19 protein-coding genes are annotated in these 18,880 nt (G+C 60.4%); 16 read left to right on the top strand and 3 right to left on the bottom strand.

Annotated features, from left to right (window positions below):
• Positions 1-36: 36 nt before the first annotated feature.
• The 7 genes from BN1079_RS08875 to BN1079_RS08845 all read left to right on the top strand — a co-directional run bounded on the left by BN1079_RS08875 (position 37) and on the right by BN1079_RS08845 (position 5,481).
• Positions 37-699 (top strand): riboflavin synthase, encoded by a 663-nt coding sequence (locus BN1079_RS08875; protein ID WP_037023760.1) that lies wholly within the window; start codon positions 37-39, stop codon positions 697-699.
• A gap of 12 nt (positions 700-711) precedes the next feature.
• Positions 712-1,791 (top strand): bifunctional 3,4-dihydroxy-2-butanone-4-phosphate synthase/GTP cyclohydrolase II, encoded by a 1,080-nt coding sequence (gene ribBA / locus BN1079_RS08870; protein ID WP_037023758.1) that lies wholly within the window; start codon positions 712-714, stop codon positions 1,789-1,791.
• 93 nt (positions 1,792-1,884) lie between these two features.
• Positions 1,885-2,361, top strand: a complete 477-nt coding sequence (ribH, locus tag BN1079_RS08865; protein ID WP_037023756.1) for a 6,7-dimethyl-8-ribityllumazine synthase — start codon at positions 1,885-1,887, stop codon at positions 2,359-2,361.
• Positions 2,358-2,840, top strand: coding sequence for a transcription antitermination factor NusB (gene nusB / locus BN1079_RS08860; protein WP_037023755.1), 483 nt, complete (start codon positions 2,358-2,360; stop codon positions 2,838-2,840). Before ribH ends, nusB begins: the two co-directional genes overlap by 4 nt.
• A 10-nt stretch (positions 2,841-2,850) precedes the next feature.
• Positions 2,851-3,810: a thiamine-phosphate kinase gene (thiL, locus tag BN1079_RS08855; RefSeq protein WP_037023754.1), complete on the top strand. Its 960-nt coding sequence runs from the start codon at positions 2,851-2,853 to the stop codon at positions 3,808-3,810.
• A 217-nt stretch (positions 3,811-4,027) separates the two neighbouring features.
• Positions 4,028-4,495, top strand: a complete 468-nt coding sequence (locus BN1079_RS08850; RefSeq protein WP_139053075.1) for a phosphatidylglycerophosphatase A family protein — start codon at positions 4,028-4,030, stop codon at positions 4,493-4,495.
• Between the two features lie 341 nt (positions 4,496-4,836).
• Positions 4,837-5,481 (top strand): retropepsin-like aspartic protease family protein, encoded by a 645-nt coding sequence (locus BN1079_RS08845; protein WP_037023752.1) that lies wholly within the window; start codon positions 4,837-4,839, stop codon positions 5,479-5,481.
• Positions 5,482-5,530: 49 nt separating this feature from the next.
• Here BN1079_RS08845 and BN1079_RS08840 read toward each other — a convergent pair whose 3' ends face one another.
• Together BN1079_RS08840 and BN1079_RS08835 are read right to left on the bottom strand one after the other, a co-directional pair.
• Positions 5,531-6,919 carry an O-antigen ligase family protein gene (locus BN1079_RS08840; protein ID WP_037023751.1) on the bottom strand — a complete coding sequence of 463 codons (1,389 nt, stop codon included), beginning with the start codon at positions 6,917-6,919 and terminating at the stop codon, positions 5,531-5,533.
• 349 nt (positions 6,920-7,268) lie between these two features.
• Positions 7,269-7,706, bottom strand: coding sequence for a pilin (locus BN1079_RS08835; protein ID WP_037023750.1), 438 nt, complete (start codon positions 7,704-7,706; stop codon positions 7,269-7,271).
• A gap of 321 nt (positions 7,707-8,027) precedes the next feature.
• Between BN1079_RS08835 and pilB the strand changes: the two genes are divergently transcribed.
• The 3 genes from pilB to BN1079_RS08820 all read left to right on the top strand — a co-directional run bounded on the left by pilB (position 8,028) and on the right by BN1079_RS08820 (position 11,981).
• Positions 8,028-9,731 (top strand): type IV-A pilus assembly ATPase PilB, encoded by a 1,704-nt coding sequence (gene pilB, locus BN1079_RS08830; RefSeq protein WP_037023749.1) that lies wholly within the window; start codon positions 8,028-8,030, stop codon positions 9,729-9,731.
• Positions 9,732-9,733: 2 nt separating this feature from the next.
• Positions 9,734-10,951: a type II secretion system F family protein gene (locus BN1079_RS08825; protein ID WP_037023748.1), complete on the top strand. Its 1,218-nt coding sequence runs from the start codon at positions 9,734-9,736 to the stop codon at positions 10,949-10,951.
• Between the two features lie 163 nt (positions 10,952-11,114).
• Positions 11,115-11,981, top strand: coding sequence for a prepilin peptidase (locus BN1079_RS08820; RefSeq protein WP_037026723.1), 867 nt, complete (start codon positions 11,115-11,117; stop codon positions 11,979-11,981).
• Positions 11,982-12,077: 96 nt separating this feature from the next.
• Here the strand turns inward: BN1079_RS08820 and BN1079_RS08815 are convergent, their stop codons facing one another.
• Entirely contained in the window at positions 12,078-12,392 is a 315-nt protein-coding gene (locus BN1079_RS08815; RefSeq protein ID WP_037023746.1) for a c-type cytochrome, read from the bottom strand.
• A gap of 565 nt (positions 12,393-12,957) precedes the next feature.
• Here BN1079_RS08815 and BN1079_RS08810 point away from each other — a divergent pair.
• The 6 genes from BN1079_RS08810 to BN1079_RS08785 all read left to right on the top strand — a co-directional run bounded on the left by BN1079_RS08810 (position 12,958) and on the right by BN1079_RS08785 (position 18,802).
• A complete protein-coding gene (locus BN1079_RS08810; RefSeq protein ID WP_171819327.1) occupies positions 12,958-13,737 on the top strand; it encodes a CbbQ/NirQ/NorQ/GpvN family protein in 780 nt (259 codons plus the stop codon).
• Positions 13,721-14,308, top strand: a complete 588-nt coding sequence (locus BN1079_RS08805; RefSeq protein ID WP_037023742.1) for a cytochrome c oxidase subunit 3 — start codon at positions 13,721-13,723, stop codon at positions 14,306-14,308. The genes BN1079_RS08810 and BN1079_RS08805 overlap by 17 nt, the downstream gene beginning before the upstream one ends.
• Positions 14,309-14,318: 10 nt before the next feature.
• Positions 14,319-14,570 (top strand): cytochrome C oxidase subunit IV family protein, encoded by a 252-nt coding sequence (locus tag BN1079_RS08800; RefSeq protein ID WP_037023740.1) that lies wholly within the window; start codon positions 14,319-14,321, stop codon positions 14,568-14,570.
• Positions 14,571-14,992: 422 nt separating this feature from the next.
• Complete coding sequence (locus tag BN1079_RS08795; protein ID WP_037023739.1) at positions 14,993-15,433, top strand: c-type cytochrome; 441 nt, start codon at positions 14,993-14,995, stop codon at positions 15,431-15,433.
• Between the two features lie 3 nt (positions 15,434-15,436).
• Positions 15,437-16,867 (top strand): cbb3-type cytochrome c oxidase subunit I, encoded by a 1,431-nt coding sequence (locus tag BN1079_RS08790; protein WP_037023738.1) that lies wholly within the window; start codon positions 15,437-15,439, stop codon positions 16,865-16,867.
• Positions 16,868-16,957: 90 nt separating this feature from the next.
• The gene (locus tag BN1079_RS08785; protein ID WP_037023737.1) at positions 16,958-18,802 is read left to right on the top strand and encodes a nitric oxide reductase activation protein NorD; all 1,845 of its coding nucleotides are present in this window, start codon (positions 16,958-16,960) and stop codon (positions 18,800-18,802) included.
• Positions 18,803-18,880: the final 78 nt, after the last annotated feature.

The following is an 18,880-nucleotide window of genomic DNA, read 5'->3' as shown; positions in this document are numbered from 1 at the left end:
CTGCAACGCCCTGTTTTTTCAAAACAGGAGTTCGTCATGTTCACTGGAATAATCGAAGCCATCGGCACCATTCGCGCGATCACGCCCAAAGGTGGCGACGTTCGGGTGTTGGTCGAGACCGGCAAGCTCGACCTGGGCGACGTCAAACTGGGCGACAGCATTGCCGTCAACGGGGTCTGCCTGACCGCGGTGGAGTTGCCGGGTAACGGCTTCTGGGCCGATGTCAGCCGCGAAACCCTGGCGCGTACCGCCTTTATCGATCTCAAGGCCGGCAGCAAGGTCAACCTGGAAAAGGCCCTGACCCCCACCAGCCGCCTCGGCGGGCATCTGGTCAGCGGGCATGTGGACGGTGTCGGCGAGATCGTCTCTCGTGAGGAGAATGCCCGCGCGGTGCAGTTTCGCATTCGCGCCCCGCGCGAGCTGGCCAAGTACATCGCCTTCAAGGGCTCGATCACCGTCGATGGCACCAGCCTGACGGTAAACGCCGTCAATGGGGCCGAATTCGAACTGACCATAGTGCCGCACACCCTGAGTGAAACCATCATGGCCGACTACCGGCCTGGGCGGCAGGTGAATCTCGAGGTGGATCTGCTGGCCCGCTACCTGGAACGCCTGCTGCAGGGCGACAAGGCGGCCGAGCCCACCGCCGGCGGCATCAGCGAAGGTTTTCTGGCCGAACACGGCTACCTGAAGAATTAAGGAAAGGCGACGATGGCACTCAATACCGTAGACGAACTGCTCGAAGACATCCGCGCCGGCAAGATGGTCATCCTCATGGATGACGAGGACCGCGAAAACGAGGGCGACCTGATCATGGCCGCCGAATGCTGCCAGCCCGAGCACATCAACTTCATGGCGCGCTTCGCCCGTGGCCTCATCTGCATGCCCATGAGCAAGGAGCGCTGCGAGCGCCTGCAGCTGCCACTGATGGCGGCGCACAATGGCTCCGGCTTCGGCACCAAGTTCACCGTTTCCATCGAGGCGGCAGAAGGCGTCACCACCGGTATCTCCGCCGCCGACCGCGCGCGTACGGTGCAGGCCGCCGCGGCGAAAAATGCCAAGGCAGAAGATATCGTCAGTCCCGGCCATATCTTCCCGCTGATGGCCCAGCCCGGCGGCGTGCTGGCCCGCGCCGGTCACACCGAGGCGGCGTGCGATCTGGCGCGCATGGCCGGCTTCGATGCCAGCGGCGTGATCTGCGAGATCATGAATGACGACGGCAGCATGGCTCGTCGTCCGGAGCTGGAAGTCTTCGCCCAAGAGCACGGCATCAAGATCGGCACCATCGCCGATCTGATCCACTACCGCATGATCCACGAGCGCACCATCGAGCGTGTGTCCGAGCAGCCGCTGGATACGGAGCTGGGTCAGTTCAACCTGGTCACCTACCGCGACGGCGTCGAGGACACCGTGCACATGGCTCTGACCATGGGCGAGATCGGGCCTGAGGTGCCGACACTGGTGCGCGTGCACAACATGGAGCCGCTGCGTGATCTGCTGATGGTCAACGTGCCGGGGCGCTGGAGCCTGCGCGCGGCGATGGGCGAGGTGGCCAAGGCTGGCAGCGGCGTGGTGCTGCTGCTGGGCAACCCGCTCACCGGCCCGCAGTTGCTGGCCCAGCTCAACCGCCAGGTGCCGCCGACACCAGCGATCTACAGCACCGTGGGTGCCGGCTCGCAGATTCTGCGCGACCTCGGCGTGCGCAAGATGCGCCTGATGAGTTCGCCGATGAAGTTCAACGCGATATCCGGGTTTGACTTGGAAGTTGTAGAATACCTGCCCGCTGAGTAAGACGACCGCGCTACCTTGCTCGAGCTACAGAATTTTTGGCAAGCCTGTGTGAGGCTTGCCCAAGCTCTTTAACGTTTATACGAGACCTGTTCCATGACCCTGAAGACCATCGAAGGTACCTTCATCGCCCCGCAAGGGAAGTTCGCGCTGGTAGTCGGCCGCTTCAACAGCTTCGTCGTCGAAAGCCTGGTGAGTGGCGCCATCGACGCGCTGGTTCGCCACGGTGTGAGCGAAGACGACATCATCATCATCCGCGCGCCAGGCGCCTTCGAGATTCCGCTGGTGGCACAGAAGGTCGCCCAGCAGGGTGAGTACGACGCCATCATCGCCCTGGGTGCGGTCATTCGTGGCGGCACCCCGCACTTCGAATACGTCGCCGGCGAATGCACCAAGGGCCTGGCCCAGGTCTCCATGGAGTTCGGCGTGCCGGTCGCCTTTGGCGTGCTGACCGTCGATTCCATCGAGCAGGCCATCGAGCGTTCCGGCACCAAGGCCGGCAACAAGGGTGCCGAGGCCGCACTGTCCGCACTTGAAATGGTGAGCCTGCTGGCGCAGCTGGAGGCCAAGTGAGCCTTAATCGCGACGAAAGCCAGGAGCCCCAGCCGAAGGCCAAGGGCAAGATCGCTACGCGCCGCGTCGCGCGTAGCCTGGCGATGCAGGCCCTGTATCAGTGGCACATGGCAGGCCAGAGCCTGAACGAGATCGAGGCGCAGTTTCGCGTCGACAATGATTTCTCCGGTGTCGATGGCAACTACTTCCACGAACTGCTGACTGGCGTGGCCCGTGCCAAGACCGAGATCGACGGCGCTATCGTGCCCCACCTCGACCGCCCGCTGGAGGAACTCGACCCGGTGGAGCTGGCGATCCTGCGCCTGTCCACATTCGAGCTGATGCAGCGGATCGATGTGCCCTATCGTGTGGTGATCAACGAAGGCATCGAGCTGGCCAAGGTATTCGGCGCCACCGACGGACACAAGTTCGTCAACGGCGTGCTGGACAAGCTGGCGCCCAGCCTGCGCAGCGCTGAAGTCCGCGCCCGCAAGGGCTGATTCCGCCCCGATGGGTGAGTTCGAGCTGATCCGCCATTACTTCGCCGCCGCCGCTTGTGCCAGGGTCGGCGGCGATGTGCTGTTGGGCATCGGCGATGACTGCGCAGTGCTTGCGGTTCCGGCGGGTGAGCAGTTGGTGGTTTCCACCGACACCCTTGTGGCCGGTGTGCACTTCCCCGATCCCTGCGACCCTTATCTGCTCGGCCAGCGCGCGCTGGCGGTGTCCACCAGCGACCTGGCGGCCATGGGCGCCACCCCCATCGGCTTTACCCTGGCTCTGTCCCTTCCCGCAGCCGAACCTGGGTGGCTGGAGGGCTTTGCACGGGGCCTCGATGCAATGGCGGCCCGCTGCGAGATGCGCCTGATCGGCGGCGATACCACCCGTGGCCCGCTGAGTATCACCGTGACGGTATTCGGTCGTGTACCGGCGGGGCAGGCGTTGCTGCGCAGCGGTGCCAGGGCCGGAGACCTGCTTTGTGTTGGCGGGATGCTCGGTGATGCGGCCGGCGCATTGCCGCTGGTCCTGGGTGAGCGTGAATGTGGAACTGCGGAGGCCGCGCAGCTGCTTGACCGCTATTGGTCGCCACAGCCGCAGTTGGCCTTTGGTCAGGCCTTGCGTGGCAAGGCTACGTCGGCGCTGGATATTTCCGATGGTCTGTTGGCCGACTGCGGGCATATCGCCGCGGCATCGGGTGTGCAGCTGTGCATCCAACAGCAGCAGGTGCCGTTGTCGGAGGCGTTGACCGAGTTGTTGGGGCCGGAGGCCGCGCTGCAGTGCGGCCTGACCGGCGGCGATGATTATGTGCTCGCATTCACTTTGCCTGCAGATGAACTACAAGGTTTGCAAGCCGCTGGCTGGCCGGTGCAGGTAATTGGCGCTGTTGAGCCTGGTGAAGGTGTTCGCCTGCTGGACGCCGACGGCAATACTTCGGTCGTGGGCAAACAGGGTTACAACCATTTCAGCCCCTGAGTGGCCATTTGGAGAGCTATGTTCCCGTTACGTGTTGGTGAAGCAGCCCCGCTTTCGCGGGAGCGGCTTTTAGATCTGAGCTCTCCGCGAAATTCGTCACCGAAGCGGAACGCCGCCCGACCGCTCTTGCAGTGGCCACCTCATATCTCCGCTTGTAACAGCCAGCACCACTCGGAGGGCAGCCGGTTTGACTGATTCCCTGCAATCCAGCCAGCCGATGCCATTGTCGGTATGGCGCAATCCTTGGCACAACCTGGCGTTTGGTTTCGGCTCCGGCACCCTGCCAAAAGCGCCGGGCACCTGGGGCTCGCTGCTGGCGCTGGCCTTCGTGCCGCTGTGGCAGACGCTGCCCGGCTGGGCCTATGGGTTGGTGATTGTCGCAAGCATGCTGTTTGGTATCTGGCTGTGCGGCAAGGTTGCGCAAGATTTGGGAGTGCACGACCACGAAGGCATCGTCTGGGACGAGTTTGCAGGTATCTGGATCACCTTCTGGCTGGTGCCTGCCGGCTGGCCGTGGCTGCTGCTGGGCTTCCTGGTGTTCCGCGTGCTGGATATCGTCAAGCCCTGGCCGCTCAGCTGGGTAGACCGCAATGTCACTGGCGGCCTCGGCATCATGCTCGACGATATCCTTGCCGGTTTTGCTGCCTGTGGTCTGGTGCATCTGGTGGTGTGGCTGGTCGGCTGAGGAAACAACGGACTTGGCTTTGTAGGGTGGATATCGCTTTTATATCCACCAAGCCCCCGCTCGGTGGATCGCCAGCCTGTGGATCGATGAAGCGTGATCCACCCTACGACTCTGTGCGGCGGGTCGCCGTAACCATTGCCTCGCCCGTGGAAGAATGCCGGTCAGCTTTCAACTGACTGCTTTTGGGGACGGGCCGTGCCCGTGAATGGCTTGCACAGAGGCAGCGCCTGATTCGCGAGCATGGCTCGCTCCTACACAAAATGTGTGCCGTCTGAAGATCATGCGTTTGATCGTTTAACTGACCGGCACTAGTCGCCATCCGTCTGCAAGGAAGTTGCCTGATGCGCTCCATCCCCCTGTTGCTTATCACGCTATTGCTGGTCGCCGCTTATGCTGCCGCCTCACCGCGAGTGCAGGTGGTAGGCTTGTTTCCCGGAGCCGCCGTGCTCAATGTAGATGGTCAGCGCAAACTGGTACGTGTTGGGCAAACAGGGCCGGGCGGGGTCCAGGTGGTCAGCGCTGACTCCGCTGGAGCGGTGCTGCGTGTAGAAGGTGTCGAGCGTCACTATCCCCTCAGCCGCGAGCTGAGCGGCGGATATGCCGAGCCTGAAGGCAAGCAACTGAGCATCGCCAAGGGGCAGGGCGGTCACTACTGGGTCGCCGGCTCGATCAATGGCCACCCGGTGCAGTTTCTCGTCGATACGGGCGCAACCTCGGTGGCGATCAACGAAAACCAGGCGCGTCGCCTGGGCATCGACTATCGCGTCAACGGCAAACAAGTCGTGGTCGGCACCGCCAGCGGTACGGCCAAGGCCTGGCGGGTGCACCTCAACAGCGTCAAGGTCGGCGCCATCAATGTTATGGGCGTAGAGGCGGTGGTCGTGGAGGGCTCATCCCCTACCGAAGCACTACTGGGTATGAGCTTTCTCGGGCGAGTCAGCTGGCGCGAAGACCAGGGCTTGCTGAGGCTTGAGTCGAAGATTTGAAAGCGGTGGTAGCCGCGCAGATTCATCCGCCTATAGTGTTTTCCAGCATCTACGGCGTTTCCATTGGTATCCATCCTTGGGACCAAAAGCGAGGCGTCCAGCCTGTATGGTGCTCTTCTATATATGCTTCTTGAACTTGCGGAAGTGTCGGGACTTCTATTACCAGCACTTGGCCCAGCACTAGCACAACCGGTACGGCAAGGATGCCGAGCGCGATACGTTGGGCAGCTTTTGCTGGGGTGGGAGAGTTCCAGCGGGCCATAGCCAGGCCAATTAGCAGGGCCAGCCAGGTTTCCGTATACGGCATGACAAAAACGCCATCAACCTGCGCCAGTACAAGTGCGCCGGCAATTGCCCCCCATAGTCCGGCGTCCAGTTCGTTGGCGGATGCTTGGCGTAAATAGCGGGCGCCGTGCAACAGTCCCCAGGCGCCCAGCGCGAGGGCAATAAGGGTTGCAGCAAAGCCCCACTCAGCCAGCCATTGCAGGATGACCTGATGAGGATGGGCGGCGATTGGGTTATAGGTTGCCGAGTAGTGCATGGGGCCGGCGCCCAGCCAGGGGTTGGCCAAAGCCATTTCCCAAGCCCATTGCCAGATCTGTTCACGGCCTGAAAGACTGGTGCGCAAATTGTCACGCAGTACGGGATCCAGACCCAGCCAGAGCGGGATCAGCTTGAACAGCAGCCCAAATAGCAGAAGGCCCGACAATGCGGCAACTGCCTGTAACGCCAGGACGCGCAATAGCTTTCGGTTGATCAGAATCAGCGCAAGATGGCTGGTTAGCAGCCCCAGCCACAGTCCGCGACCGCCGAGCGTAAAGGCGATGCACCATTGAGTGATGAGAGCCAGTGTCAGCAGTGTCACGAGCGCCAAACGCTGCTGTTGACGGCAGCGCTCCACCAGCAGCGTCATCACGGGAATCAGCATGACTTGGAACTGGCCGAAAAAGCGCGGGTTGGAAAAGCCGCTGAACAGAATGTCGGCATCGAGCATCCGTATGCCGGAGATAAAGGCCGTCAAGTAGGCAACGAGAAACTGAAACGCATGAATAAAGCCGACAGCGGCCATGGCCCAGAGTATGAGACTTTGCCAGGTTGGGCGTGTTTTCAAGCTGCTGATAAGCAACGCCAGCAGAAGCAGTCCGGTATAGCGGCTCCACTCCTTAAGTGCCCAATCAGGCAGTGCAGCCAGTGCGGAGGAGCAGAGGCCCAAAACAAGCAAGCCAGACAAAAGCACCAGGACGGGACGGGGCAACGTTGCCTGGCGCAGTAGCGCTGCTAACGGCGCGCAGGTGCATAGCAGCAGTAATTGATAGATGCGCTGCTGGTCGTGCCACTGATATCCAGGGTGCCAAATTTGTATGGCAGACAGGCAAAAGACGGCGACTAACACAGTGAGCAGTAAATAAATTACCGCTGCCGGAGTGAATGCTTTCATCCGTAACGAAATAATATCCAAATAAAAATATATTAAGTCAGCAAGCGAGCTAGTTCGTAGGGCGTATTAGCCGGAGGCTTAGTCCGTCGCAAGACATTAGCATCATAAAATGTCAATCAGCGCAAATCGCCCTCACAGGCGGTCCGTCCTCGTGGCATACGACGGATTACGCCTTTGGCTAACCATCCTAACGATAGGACTCTACCGTGTTTAGAAAGAGTGCTGGTCGCTAGTGTTGGCGTATATGCCGATGTGTTGGGCGGCATGGCCAGAAAAAAACAAAAAACCCCGCCGATGAGGGGCGGGGTTTACGGCCTTTCAGCTGAGCGGTAGCTCGCTTCTCTGCCGATTAGCTACGGAAGTTGGCTGGTACAAACTTGGTGCAGTTAGTGTGCGAGCTTCCGGCCCATTCAAGGCTGCCAGTAGTCGCGTTTATGGTTGGGGTTAGTGTCAACGCCGGCGAAGCAGAGTTACAGCTGGTGTCAATGCCTTTAACCGTTGCAGTGATCACACCGTCATTCACAGCGAGACTGGCCACATATTGAGATGTGGTTGTGGCGCTCAATCCTGCTTTAGCAGTGTTAATACCGGTCAAGGTGTTAAGGTCTGCATAAGCTTCAGTAACACCGGTTTTTGCTGCTGCGATAAATGCTATCGCTTCGGACATTTTGGCGCGCTTGGTGTAATCCTGATAAGCAGGCAACGCAATAGCCGCCAAAATCCCGATGATCGCCACAACGATCATCAATTCAATAAGGGTAAAGCCCTTCTGCATTTGCGCTTTCATTTGTGTTTCTCCTTGGAAGTGTCAGGCAACCGCCTGCGAGAGATAGAGCAGCTTGCATGCCAGCTTTTGCGATCGCGGCGCCAATGCGGAGGAACTGTGACGTGGCTCAATTCCCTGAGGCCGGGTGGCTACTTTCAGACGGCCAGCCATGGACGGAAATGCCTATGTAGGTGGTGCTAGAGCCTTCCATCTATATGCATTCGCGAACATGTGCCCATTCATGGCGGCATTAAGTGACCTGTTTCGTCACTTGTTGTGGCGCATGTTTGCACGGCTTGGCAACTGCGCTATAAGGCGAGCTCGGAACCAAGCGAGGCAGCCATGAGCGACACTATTTCCCTATCCGGCCTAGCCCGGCAGATGGTGCAAGCCGGAGTGATGGATGAACGGACGGCCCAACAGGCGCAGGTGCAGGCGCTGCGTAGTCAGACATCACTGGTCACCTATGTAGTACAGAACAAGTTGGCCAAGGGACGTGCGGTCGCGGAGCTGGCCTCCGAGCAGTTTGGCGTGGTGCTGTTCGACCTGGCTGCGCTGGATAAGGAGGTTCAGCCCAGGGAGATCGTCAGCGAAAAGCTGGCGCGCCAGCATCGGGCGCTGCCATTGGTTAAACGTGGCAACAAACTATATGTAGCGATATCAGACCCGAGTAATCAGCAGGCAATCAGTGATATCCAGTTCAGCACTGGGCTGACCACCGAAGGCATTCTGGTAGAAGACGACAAGCTGGGCGTGGCGCTGGACAAGTTCTTCGAGGGTGGCGCTACCGGTCTGGAAGACATGGGCGACATCGATCTGGATGGTCTGGATGTCGAGACGGTCAGCGATGACGGCAAAGCCGATGACGCTGGCGAGGCTGCCGACGATGCGCCAGTGGTGCGCTTCGTCAACAAGATGCTGCTGGATGCCATACGTGGCGGCTCATCCGACCTGCATTTCGAACCCTACGAGAAAACCTTTCGGGTGCGCCTGCGTACCGACGGGGTGTTGCATGAGGTGGCGCGGCCGCCGATCCAGCTGGCGCCACGGATTTCGGCGCGCCTGAAAGTGATGGCCGGATTGGATATTTCCGAGCGGCGCAAGCCGCAGGATGGCCGGATCAAGATGAAGCTGTCGAAGAACAAGGCCATCGACTTTCGGGTTAACACCCTGCCGACCCTGTGGGGCGAGAAGATCGTGATGCGGATTCTCGACCCTTCCAGTGCGCAGATGGGCATCGATGCGTTGGGTTATGAAGAGTCGCAGAAAAAGCTCTATATGGATGCGCTGAAGCAGCCGCAAGGGATGATTCTGGTGACGGGGCCAACCGGCTCGGGCAAGACGGTTTCCCTTTATACGGGGCTGAATATCCTCAACACGCCGGATGTGAATATCTCCACGGCGGAAGACCCGGTAGAGATCAACCTGGAGGGCATCAACCAGGTCAACGTCAATCCGCGCCAGGGGATGGACTTTGCGCAGGCGCTGCGCGCCTTTCTGCGTCAGGATCCGGACATCATCATGGTCGGCGAGATTCGTGACCTGGAAACTGCGGAGATTGCCATCAAGGCCGCGCAGACCGGCCATATGGTGATGTCGACGCTGCACACCAACAGCGCCGCGGAAACCCTGACGCGTCTGCGCAACATGGGTGTGGCAGCCTTCAATATTGCCACCTCGGTGAACCTGATCATTGCTCAACGTCTGGCACGCAAGCTGTGCAGCAGTTGCAAGAAAGAGGTCGAGCTGCCGCGCGAGGCGCTGCTGCATGAAGGATTCCCGGAAGAAAAAATCGGGACTTTCAAACTGTACGGGCCGGTAGGCTGTGAAAACTGTACAGGTGGTTACAAAGGGCGTGTCGGTATTTATGAAGTGGTTAAAAACACGCCTGCACTGGCCCGGCTTATCATGGAAGACGGTAACTCAATCGATATTTCCACCCAGATGCGCAAGGACGGCTTTAACGACCTGCGGACTTCGGCGCTGATCAAGGCCATGCAGGGCGTGACGAGCCTGGAAGAAGTCAACCGGGTGACAAAGGACTAACCATGGCGCAGAAAGCGATCAAAAACAGTGTGTTCATCTGGGAAGGCCTCGACCGGCAAGGCGCGAAGGTCAAGGGTGAACTGAGCGGCGTCAGCCCGGCACTGGTCAAGGCGCAACTGCGCAAACAGGGCATCAACCCACAGAAGGTTCGCAAGAAGTCGATTTCGTTGTTCAGCGCGGGCAAGAAGATCAAGCCCATGGACATTGCGCTGTTTACCCGGCAGATGGCCACCATGATGAAAGCTGGTGTGCCGCTGTTGCAGTCGTTCGACATCATTGCTGAAGGATTCGATAACCCCAACATGCGCAAGCTGGTGGACGACCTCAAGCAGGAAGTGGCTGCGGGCAACAGCTTTGCAACGTCGCTGCGCAAGAAACCGCAATATTTCGATGAGCTGTACTGCAACCTGGTGGATTCGGGGGAGCAGTCCGGTTCGCTGGAAACGTTGCTCGACCGGGTTGCGACATACAAGGAGAAAACCGAGCAGCTCAAGGCCAAGATCAAGAAGGCGATGAACTACCCGATTGCGGTCATTGCCGTGGCCGTGATCGTTTCGGCCATTCTGCTGATCAAGGTGGTGCCGCAGTTCCAGGAAGTTTTTGCCAACTTCGGCGCGGAACTGCCGGCCTTCACGCTGATGGTGATCGGCCTTTCCGAACTGCTGCAGGAATGGTGGTATATCGTGCTGGTCGGAATGATTGGCGCAGCTTATGCCTTCAAGCAGGCACACAGCCGCTCGCAGAAGTTTCGCAACTGGTTTGACCGGCTGATGCTGAAAGTGCCGGTGGTGGGCGACATTCTGTACAAGTCTTCGGTGGCGCGTTTCGCCCGGACGCTTTCGACCACATTCGCGGCGGGCGTGCCGCTGGTGGATGCGCTGGACTCGGTGGCAGGCGCCACGGGCAACGTGGTGTTTCGCAATGCTACGGCGAAGGTCAAAAGCGATGTTTCCAGCGGTATGCAACTGAACTTCTCGATGCGCACCACCGGAACCTTCCCGAGCATGGCGGTGCAAATGACAGCGATCGGCGAGGAATCCGGTTCGCTGGATGAGATGCTGGCCAAGGTGGCGACCTTCTATGAGGAAGAAGTGGACAATATGGTCGATGGGCTTACCGCGCTGATGGAGCCGATGATCATGGCCGTCCTTGGTGTGCTGGTGGGCGGACTGATCATTGCGATGTATCTGCCGATTTTCCAGCTGGGCGCCGTGGTTTAAGCGTAGGGCGGTTTATTGGTATTTCCGTAGGAGCGGGCCATGCCCGCGAACACGGGACCAGGCAAAGCGTGGTGGCTAAAGCCGCTGCCACAGACGAAGACTTACAGCTCCGGTATGCGTGACAGACAACCGGCGCATAACCATTTCAATGGTCTGCCAAAAAATGATATTTGAGTTTCTGGCCAGCAATACGCTGGCCTTTGTTTTGTGTGTGCTGGTGCTGGGGTTGCTGGTGGGCAGCTTTCTTAACGTCCTTATTTACCGTTTGCCGGTCATGATGCAGCGGCAGTGGCGTGCACAGGCGCGGGAGTTCCTGGAGTTGCCGGTCGACTCGAATGGAGCGCCGTTCAATCTGCTTTTACCGCACTCTCGATGCCCGCATTGCAATCATCGGATTCGAGCCTGGGAGAACGTTCCGCTGGCTAGCTGGCTGGCGCTGCGTGGCAAGTGCTCGGCATGCAAGGCGCCGATCAGCAAGCGCTATCCGCTAGTGGAGCTGGCGTGTGGAGTGCTCTCGGGATATATCGCCTGGCATTTTGGATTCACCTGGCAGGCAGGAGCGATGTTGCTGCTGACCTGGGGGTTGCTGGCGATGAGCATGATCGATGTCGATCACCAGCTGCTGCCGGACTCGCTGGTGCTGCCGCTGCTATGGCTGGGGCTGATCGTTAACAGTTTCAGCCTGTTCGCTTCGCTGGAAGACGCGCTATGGGGGGCTGTGGCGGGCTATCTCAGCCTGTGGTCGGTGTACTGGTTGTTCAAGCTGGTGACCGGCAAGGAAGGCATGGGTTATGGAGACTTCAAGTTACTGGCCATGCTGGGCGCCTGGGGCGGTTGGCAGGTGCTTCCGCTGACCATATTGCTGTCTTCTGTGGTCGGCGCGGTGCTGGGAACCATCATGCTGCGCATGCAGAAAGCGGAGAGCAGTACGCCTATTCCCTTTGGCCCCTATCTGGCGATTGCCGGCTGGATTGCGTTGCTCTGGGGCGAGCAGCTCACTGCCAGTTATCTGCAGTTTGCCCGGTTCTGAAGGCGCGAGGCTAAAGAGGTGAGGTAGGGGCGGGAGCGAGGGGCATCAGGCATGACACTGCGTGGCGGGACACTTTCCTGATGCCCTCTCAGGGTATTACTTGAGGCTCAGAACCCACTCGGCGAGTGTCTTGGCTTCTTCTTCGGTAACGGCGTTTGGTGGCATGGGGATCGGACCCCATACGCCCTGGCTGCCATTCTTGATGTGACCGGCGAGCAGGTCAGCAGCCCCGTCTTGGCCAGCATATTTGGCAGCAACCTCTTTCAGCGCAGGGCCGACCAGCTTAGCGTCCAGGCTATGGCAGGCTGCGCAAGGTTTGCTCTTGAACAGCGCTTCGCCGTCCTGAGCCACAGCTGGCTGCAGAACCAGAGCGCCACCCATTGCCAGCAGTGGGATTAGAATTTTCTTCATGGGTACTTCCTCAAGGCTAATTTTTGGGGTTGGGCCCGCCACCAGGATTTCCGACAGGGCGTGCCGGAACATGCACGTTAAGTTTACCGGCTGAGCGAAGCAACCTTTTGTCCCCGATCATGGTTGCGGGCGATGCATCAACGGTACAGCTCCGGACCACAGCCACGCCGTGAGAATGCGGTACTCGCAGGCCTGGGTCCTTGACTGCAATCAACCAGAACATCGTCTCGTTTGCGGCGTCATCCGCGACCCTATGCCGCCTTAGGCGCGGGCTTCGAGGGCGGTGCTCTGTGTGCTTTGACAGCCGCAACGGGGCTTTTCGCCAGTCAGGGCTAGGGTTTTATCGGCAGGCAGGCTGCTTTACTGATCTCGTGTGCAGGAGACGCCTTCGGCTACCCCAGGCGACGGGTTTCGGCGCCATCCATACCGCTGCTTGACCGTAATCAAGCTTTGCCGGCAGGCCGCTTGAGGCGATGAGACGGAGGCGGGTACTTTGGCTGCGACTGAATTAACCAACCGTCGCAGTGAGGTATTGCCAATGAATGCGCCCGAGAGCCTTGTCGGTCTGAACGATGCGCCGTTCTACCAGGCGCTGGGCAACGAAGAGGTGCTGTTCGAACAGGCCTGGCGGCATGGCATGCCGGTGCTGATCAAAGGGCCAACCGGGTGCGGCAAGACCCGTTTCGTCCAGCACATGGCGCATCGCCTGAACCTGCCGCTGTACACCGTGGCTTGCCACGATGACCTGTCCGCTGCCGACCTGGTGGGGCGCCATCTGATCGGCTCCCAGGGCACCTGGTGGCAGGACGGCCCACTTACCCGCGCAGTGCGTGAGGGCGGTATCTGCTATCTCGACGAGGTGGTCGAGGCACGGCAGGACACCGCAGTGGTGCTGCACCCGCTGGCCGATGACCGTCGCGAGCTGTTCATCGAGCGCACCGGCGAAGCGCTCAAGGCGCCGCCGGGCTTTATGTTGGTGGTCAGCTACAACCCCGGCTACCAGAACCTGCTCAAAGGCATGAAGCCCAGCACCCGTCAGCGCTTCGTAGCCATGCGTTTCGATTATCCTGCGCCTGCCGAGGAGGTGCGCATCGTCGCCAACGAGGCGCAGGTGGATGCCGAGCTGGCAGGGCAGGTCGTCAAGCTGGGCCAGGCGTTGCGCCGGCTGGAGCAGCATGATCTGGAGGAAGTCGCCTCGACGCGTCTGCTGATCTTTGCCGCACGCATGATCCGCTCCGGCATGAGTCCGCGCGAAGCCTGCATGGCGTGTCTTGCCGAGCCGCTGTCGGATGATGCACAGACCGTCGCCGCGTTGATGGATGTCGTCGATGTCCACTTTGCCTGATACCGCTGCCGGAGCGAGCCGTCGTCTACCGGGCGACCTGGCGATGTGGTTCTTTATCCTGGTCGAGCTGTCGTGCTTCGCCATCCTGATCCTGGCCTTCGCCATCACCCAGATGCTTCATCCCGAGATGTTTGCCCAGAGCCGAGCCGCGCTCGACAGCTCGACCGGCCTGGCGCTGACGCTCAGCCTGCTGACGTCCGGCCTGTTTGCCGCGCTGGCGGTGGAACAGGTTCGCATGGGGCAGTCACGCCGTGCTGCCTGGCTGTTGCTGGCGGCGCTGCTGACGTCATGTGTCTATGTGGTGCTCAAACTCGATGAGTACGGCCACCTGGCCAGCCTCGGGCTGGGTCTGGAGCACAATACCTTTTTCACCCTGTACTGGATTCTCACCGGCTTTCATTTTCTGCACGTGCTGCTGGGCATGGTGATTCTCGGCTGGATGGCCGATCGCTGCCGGCGTCGTGCCTACAGCGCGCAGAATCACGCGGGGATGGAGTCCGGAGTGCTCTATTGGCACATGGTCGATATGGTCTGGGTGCTGCTGTTTCCGCTGGTTTATGTCCTCAACTGATGAGGTTGCGATGTCCGCTTCGAAAGTGCTGATCGGCTGCTGGTTCGGGCTTGCCGTCCTCTCCGTCGCCACCGTTATCCTCGGCAGCTCGGGCTCGACTTTGCTGCTGGCTGCTTGCGTACTGGTGGTGGCCCTGGTCAAGGCCTGGCTGATCTCCGACGGCTTTATGGAGCTACGCCATGCGCCGCTCCAGTGGCGCCTGCTGCTGGCTACCTGGCCGGTGGTAATGGCGGGCGGCATCCTGGTGGCGATGCTGCTTTGAGCTTCGCAGGACGGAATCGCTGCAGGCGCATCCGTCGCCGAAACCTCACATTTGCCGATACCCCCGCCACCGTCAGGTTCTGCTCGAAATCCAGACTACGCCTTCGGCTAAACCAGACTACGGAGCTATCGGCTACGGTCTGGCTCGCGTAGGAGTGGGCCATGCCCACGAACAAGCACTGCACCCAGGGTAGGGTTTCCTTCACGGGCATGGCACGTTCCTACGAAAGATTTTCTCCTCCGCTCGACAGCCTTTTCCCCCTCCGTTTCTCCGATTCCATTCAAAGAAAAGCACCCTGCGCGAAGCTGTCGCCTGCCTTCTTTAATACCTGAGCTCTTTGATCGGATGTTCTTGATTGGCATCAAGCAGATTTAGATAGCTGCCTTTTTAAACTGGCGACGCCAAGCCATGAGGAGGCGACCATGTCCGAGACCTTCACCAAGGGGATGGCCAGGAATATCTACTTCGGGGGAAGCATCTTCTTCTTCCTGGTATTCCTAGGTCTGACCTATCACACAGAGCAGACTTTCCCAGAGCGTACCAACGCGTCGGAGTTGACCGAGGCGGTAGTGCGCGGCAAGGAAGTCTGGGAAAACAACAACTGCATTGGCTGTCACAGCCTGCTTGGTGAAGGCGCCTACTTCGCGCCGGAGCTGGGCAACGTCTTCGTTCGTCGTGGTGAGGATGCGGCCTTCAAGCCCTTCCTGGCTGCCTGGATGAAGGCTCAGCCTCTGGGCGTACCAGGACGCCGGGCCATGCCGCAGTTCAACCTGAGCGAGCAGGAAGTGGACGATCTGGCGGAGTTCCTCAAATGGACTTCGAAGATCGATACCAACAACTGGCCGCCAAACAAGGAGGGTTGAGACATGAGCATCATGAATCCGCATCTCAAGTTCCAATCGCAGGCCGTCGCCAAACCCTACTTCGTGTTCGCGCTGGTCCTGTTCGTCGGGCAGATCCTGTTCGGTCTGATCATGGGTCTGCAGTACATAGTGGGTGACTTCCTGTTCCCGCTGATTCCATTCAACGTGGCACGGATGGTTCACACCAACCTGCTAATCGTCTGGTTGCTGTTCGGCTTCATGGGCGCGGCCTACTACCTCATACCCGAGGAAGCGGACCGCGAACTGCACAGCCCGAAGCTGGCCATCATCCTGTTCTGGGTGTTTGCCGCAGCGGGTGTGGCGACCATTCTCGGCTACCTGCTGGTGCCCTACGCCGCGCTGGCGCAGATGACCGGCAACCACCTGCTGCCGACCATGGGGCGGGAGTTCCTTGAGCAGCCGACGATCACCAAGATCGGTATCGTGGTGGTGGCCCTGGGCTTCCTATACAACGTCGGCATGACCCTGCTCAAAGGTCGCAAGACCGTGATCAGCACGGTGATGATGACGGGTCTGATCGGGCTTGCAGTGTTCTTCCTGTTCGCCTTCTACAACCCGGAAAACCTCTCGCGCGACAAGTACTACTGGTGGTTTGTGGTGCACCTGTGGGTAGAGGGCGTGTGGGAACTGATCATGGGCTCGATGCTGGCCTTCGTCCTGATCAAGGTCACCGGTGTCGACCGGGAGGTGATCGAGAAGTGGCTCTATGTGATCGTCGCCATGGCGCTGATCACCGGCATCATCGGTACCGGTCACCACTTCTTCTGGATCGGTGCGCCTGTGGTCTGGTTGTGGCTGGGGTCGATCTTCTCCGCGCTGGAGCCGCTGCCGTTCTTCGCCATGGTGCTGTTCTCGCTGAACATGGTACGGCGTCGTCGGCGTGACCACCCGAACAAGGCCGCCTCGCTGTGGGCCATCGGTACTACCGTGACTGCATTCTTCGGCGCAGGCGTATGGGGCTTCATGCACACCCTGGCTCCGGTGAACTACTACACCCACGGTTCGCAGCTGACTGCCGCCCACGGACACCTGGCCTTCTACGGTGCCTACGCGATGATCGTGATGACCATCATCAGCTACGCCATGCCGCGCCTGCGTGGTCTGGGTGAAGCACCGGATGCACGGGCACAGCGCATCGAGATCTGGGGCTTCTGGCTGATGACCGTTTCCATGGTCGCCATCACGCTGTTCCTCACCGCTGCCGGTGTGGTGCAGATCTGGCTGCAGCGTATCCCTGCCGACGGCGCTGCCATGTCGTTCATGAATACGACTGACCAGCTGATGATCTTCTTCTGGCTGCGTCTGATCGCCGGTGTGATCTTCCTGATCGGCCTGGTCTGCTACCTGTACAGCTTCAGGCAGCGTGGCCGAGTCACCGTCGACCAGACGGTTTCAGCCACGGCTGCCGCATGAGTCGCTGGTGATGTGATGTGACGGCCCGGCTGACCTAGCGGGCCGTTGCTGTTTGAAGTAGCTGCTTTGACCTGTACTGAGGGGAATGCCATGGCTTTTGCGATCGAAGTCGAAGAGTGGGTCGGTAGTGTCTGGCACCGCTTCATCACCCGCCGCGCCAGCCCGGACTTTCCCGAGGCCCGCGTCGAGCTCGAAAGCATGCGCCGCCCGCTGTCGGTGCTGTTTCGGGCCATGGGGGGTGCCAGTGGCGTCGGCGTCGAGGCGGCTAATGCGCGGGATCTGATGCTGCGCCGCAACCTGCTGCAACAGGTCGCCGGGACCTGCAAGCAGTTGCCGGTGGCCTGGTGCGATGCCAGCAATCTCCGTCTGCCGCAAAGTCTTGCGGTGTTTCCCGAGGTCGAACTTAACCAGGATTTGTATCGTTGGCTGGCGCTGCTCGCGGCGCAGGCGGGCGAGATGCGGCACTGGGCACGTGATAACCAGCGCTGGACCCAGGCACTGCTTCAACAGTATCCGGCAATGCGCTCGCGCTATGAGCGGCTGGTGGAGGCGCATCTGCTGCTGCGTCCCGATCCGGATTCTCTGCCCAAGGCCGAAGGTGCGCTGGAGCGGGCACTACGCCAGGCACTGCGCGAGCCGGGCAGCGTCGATCAATTTCCGCGCAGCGAAATTGCCCCCTGGCCGCTGCCGATGTGGCTGTACCCGGCGGAAAACCTTGGCGTGCCGCAGGCTACCGAACTGGCCGACGAGGACCCGGACAACAACCTGCAAGCGCCGCCATCCGAACAGAAGGGCCTGCGCAAACGCGCCAAGCGCGTCGAGGAAAACTCCGGCAAGGGCGGGCTGATGCTGTTCCGCCTGGAGAATCTGTTCAGCTGGACCGAGCACGTCGAGCTGGATCGCCAGAGCGATGACAGCGAAAACGAGGACGCCTCGCGCGTGGCCGAAGACCTCGACGAGATCGCCATGTCGCGCCAGCGCATGCGCAAGGGTGGTGGGCTGAAGCTGCACCTGGACCTGCCGCCGGCCGACTTCGACGATATTCCCCTGGGCGAGGGCATCAAGCTGCCGGAGTGGGACTATCGCAAACAATCCCTGCAGGAAAACTTCGTCAACCTGCAGATGATGCTGCCACGTGGTTCCGAGCCGCAGGGCTTGCCGCTGCGCCTGAGCCCGCTGGCGCGCAAGCTGCGCCGCCAGTTCGAGCACCTGCGCAACGACCCGCAATGGTTTCGCGGCCAGCCGCAGGGTTCCGAGCTGGACATGCAGGCCTGGCTGGATTTTCACGTCGAGCGCCAGCATGGCCAGTGTGCCGAGCGTGGCCTGTTTATGGAGCAGCGCCAGAGCCGTCGCGACCTGGCCTGCCTGTTGCTGGCCGACCTGTCGATGTCCACCGACGCGCATCTGGACAACGAACACCGGGTCATCGACGTGATTACCGACAGCCTGCTGCTGTTCGGCGAGGCGCTGTCGGCGGTGGGTGATGAATTCGCGCTGTACGGCTTCTCCTCGTTGCGCCGCCACCAGGTGCGAATGCAGGAGCTCAAGCGGTTCCGCCAGCCCTACGGCGACGAAACCCGCGGGCGGATCCAGGCGCTCAAGCCCGGCTTCTACACCCGCATGGGGGCGGCGATACGCCAGGCCACCGAGCTGCTCGGCAAATGCCCGCAGCGGCGTAAGCTGCTGTTGCTGGTAACTGACGGCAAGCCCAATGATCTGGATATCTACGAGGGCCGCTACGGCGTCGAAGATACCCGCGAGGCGGTGCTCGAAGCCCGCCGTCAGGGGCTGGTGCCGTTCTGCATCACCATCGACAGCGAGGCCGGCGACTACTTGCCCTACATGTTCGGCGCCAATGGCTACACCCTGATCAAGGAGCCGCAGCAACTCCCGTTCCGCCTGCCGCAACTGTACAAGCAGCTGACGCAGCGCTGAGGTTTTACCTGCCACCGGTAGGAGCGAGCCGCGCTCGCGAACGGACCCGCACCTGAGCACAAGCCCTTCACGGGCATG

The organism is Pseudomonas saudiphocaensis (assembly GCF_000756775.1).
Lineage (GTDB): Bacteria > Pseudomonadota > Gammaproteobacteria > Pseudomonadales > Pseudomonadaceae > Stutzerimonas > Stutzerimonas saudiphocaensis.
Note: the sequence above shows the minus strand (reverse complement) of the source record. Positions and strands in the feature narration are given on the sequence as shown.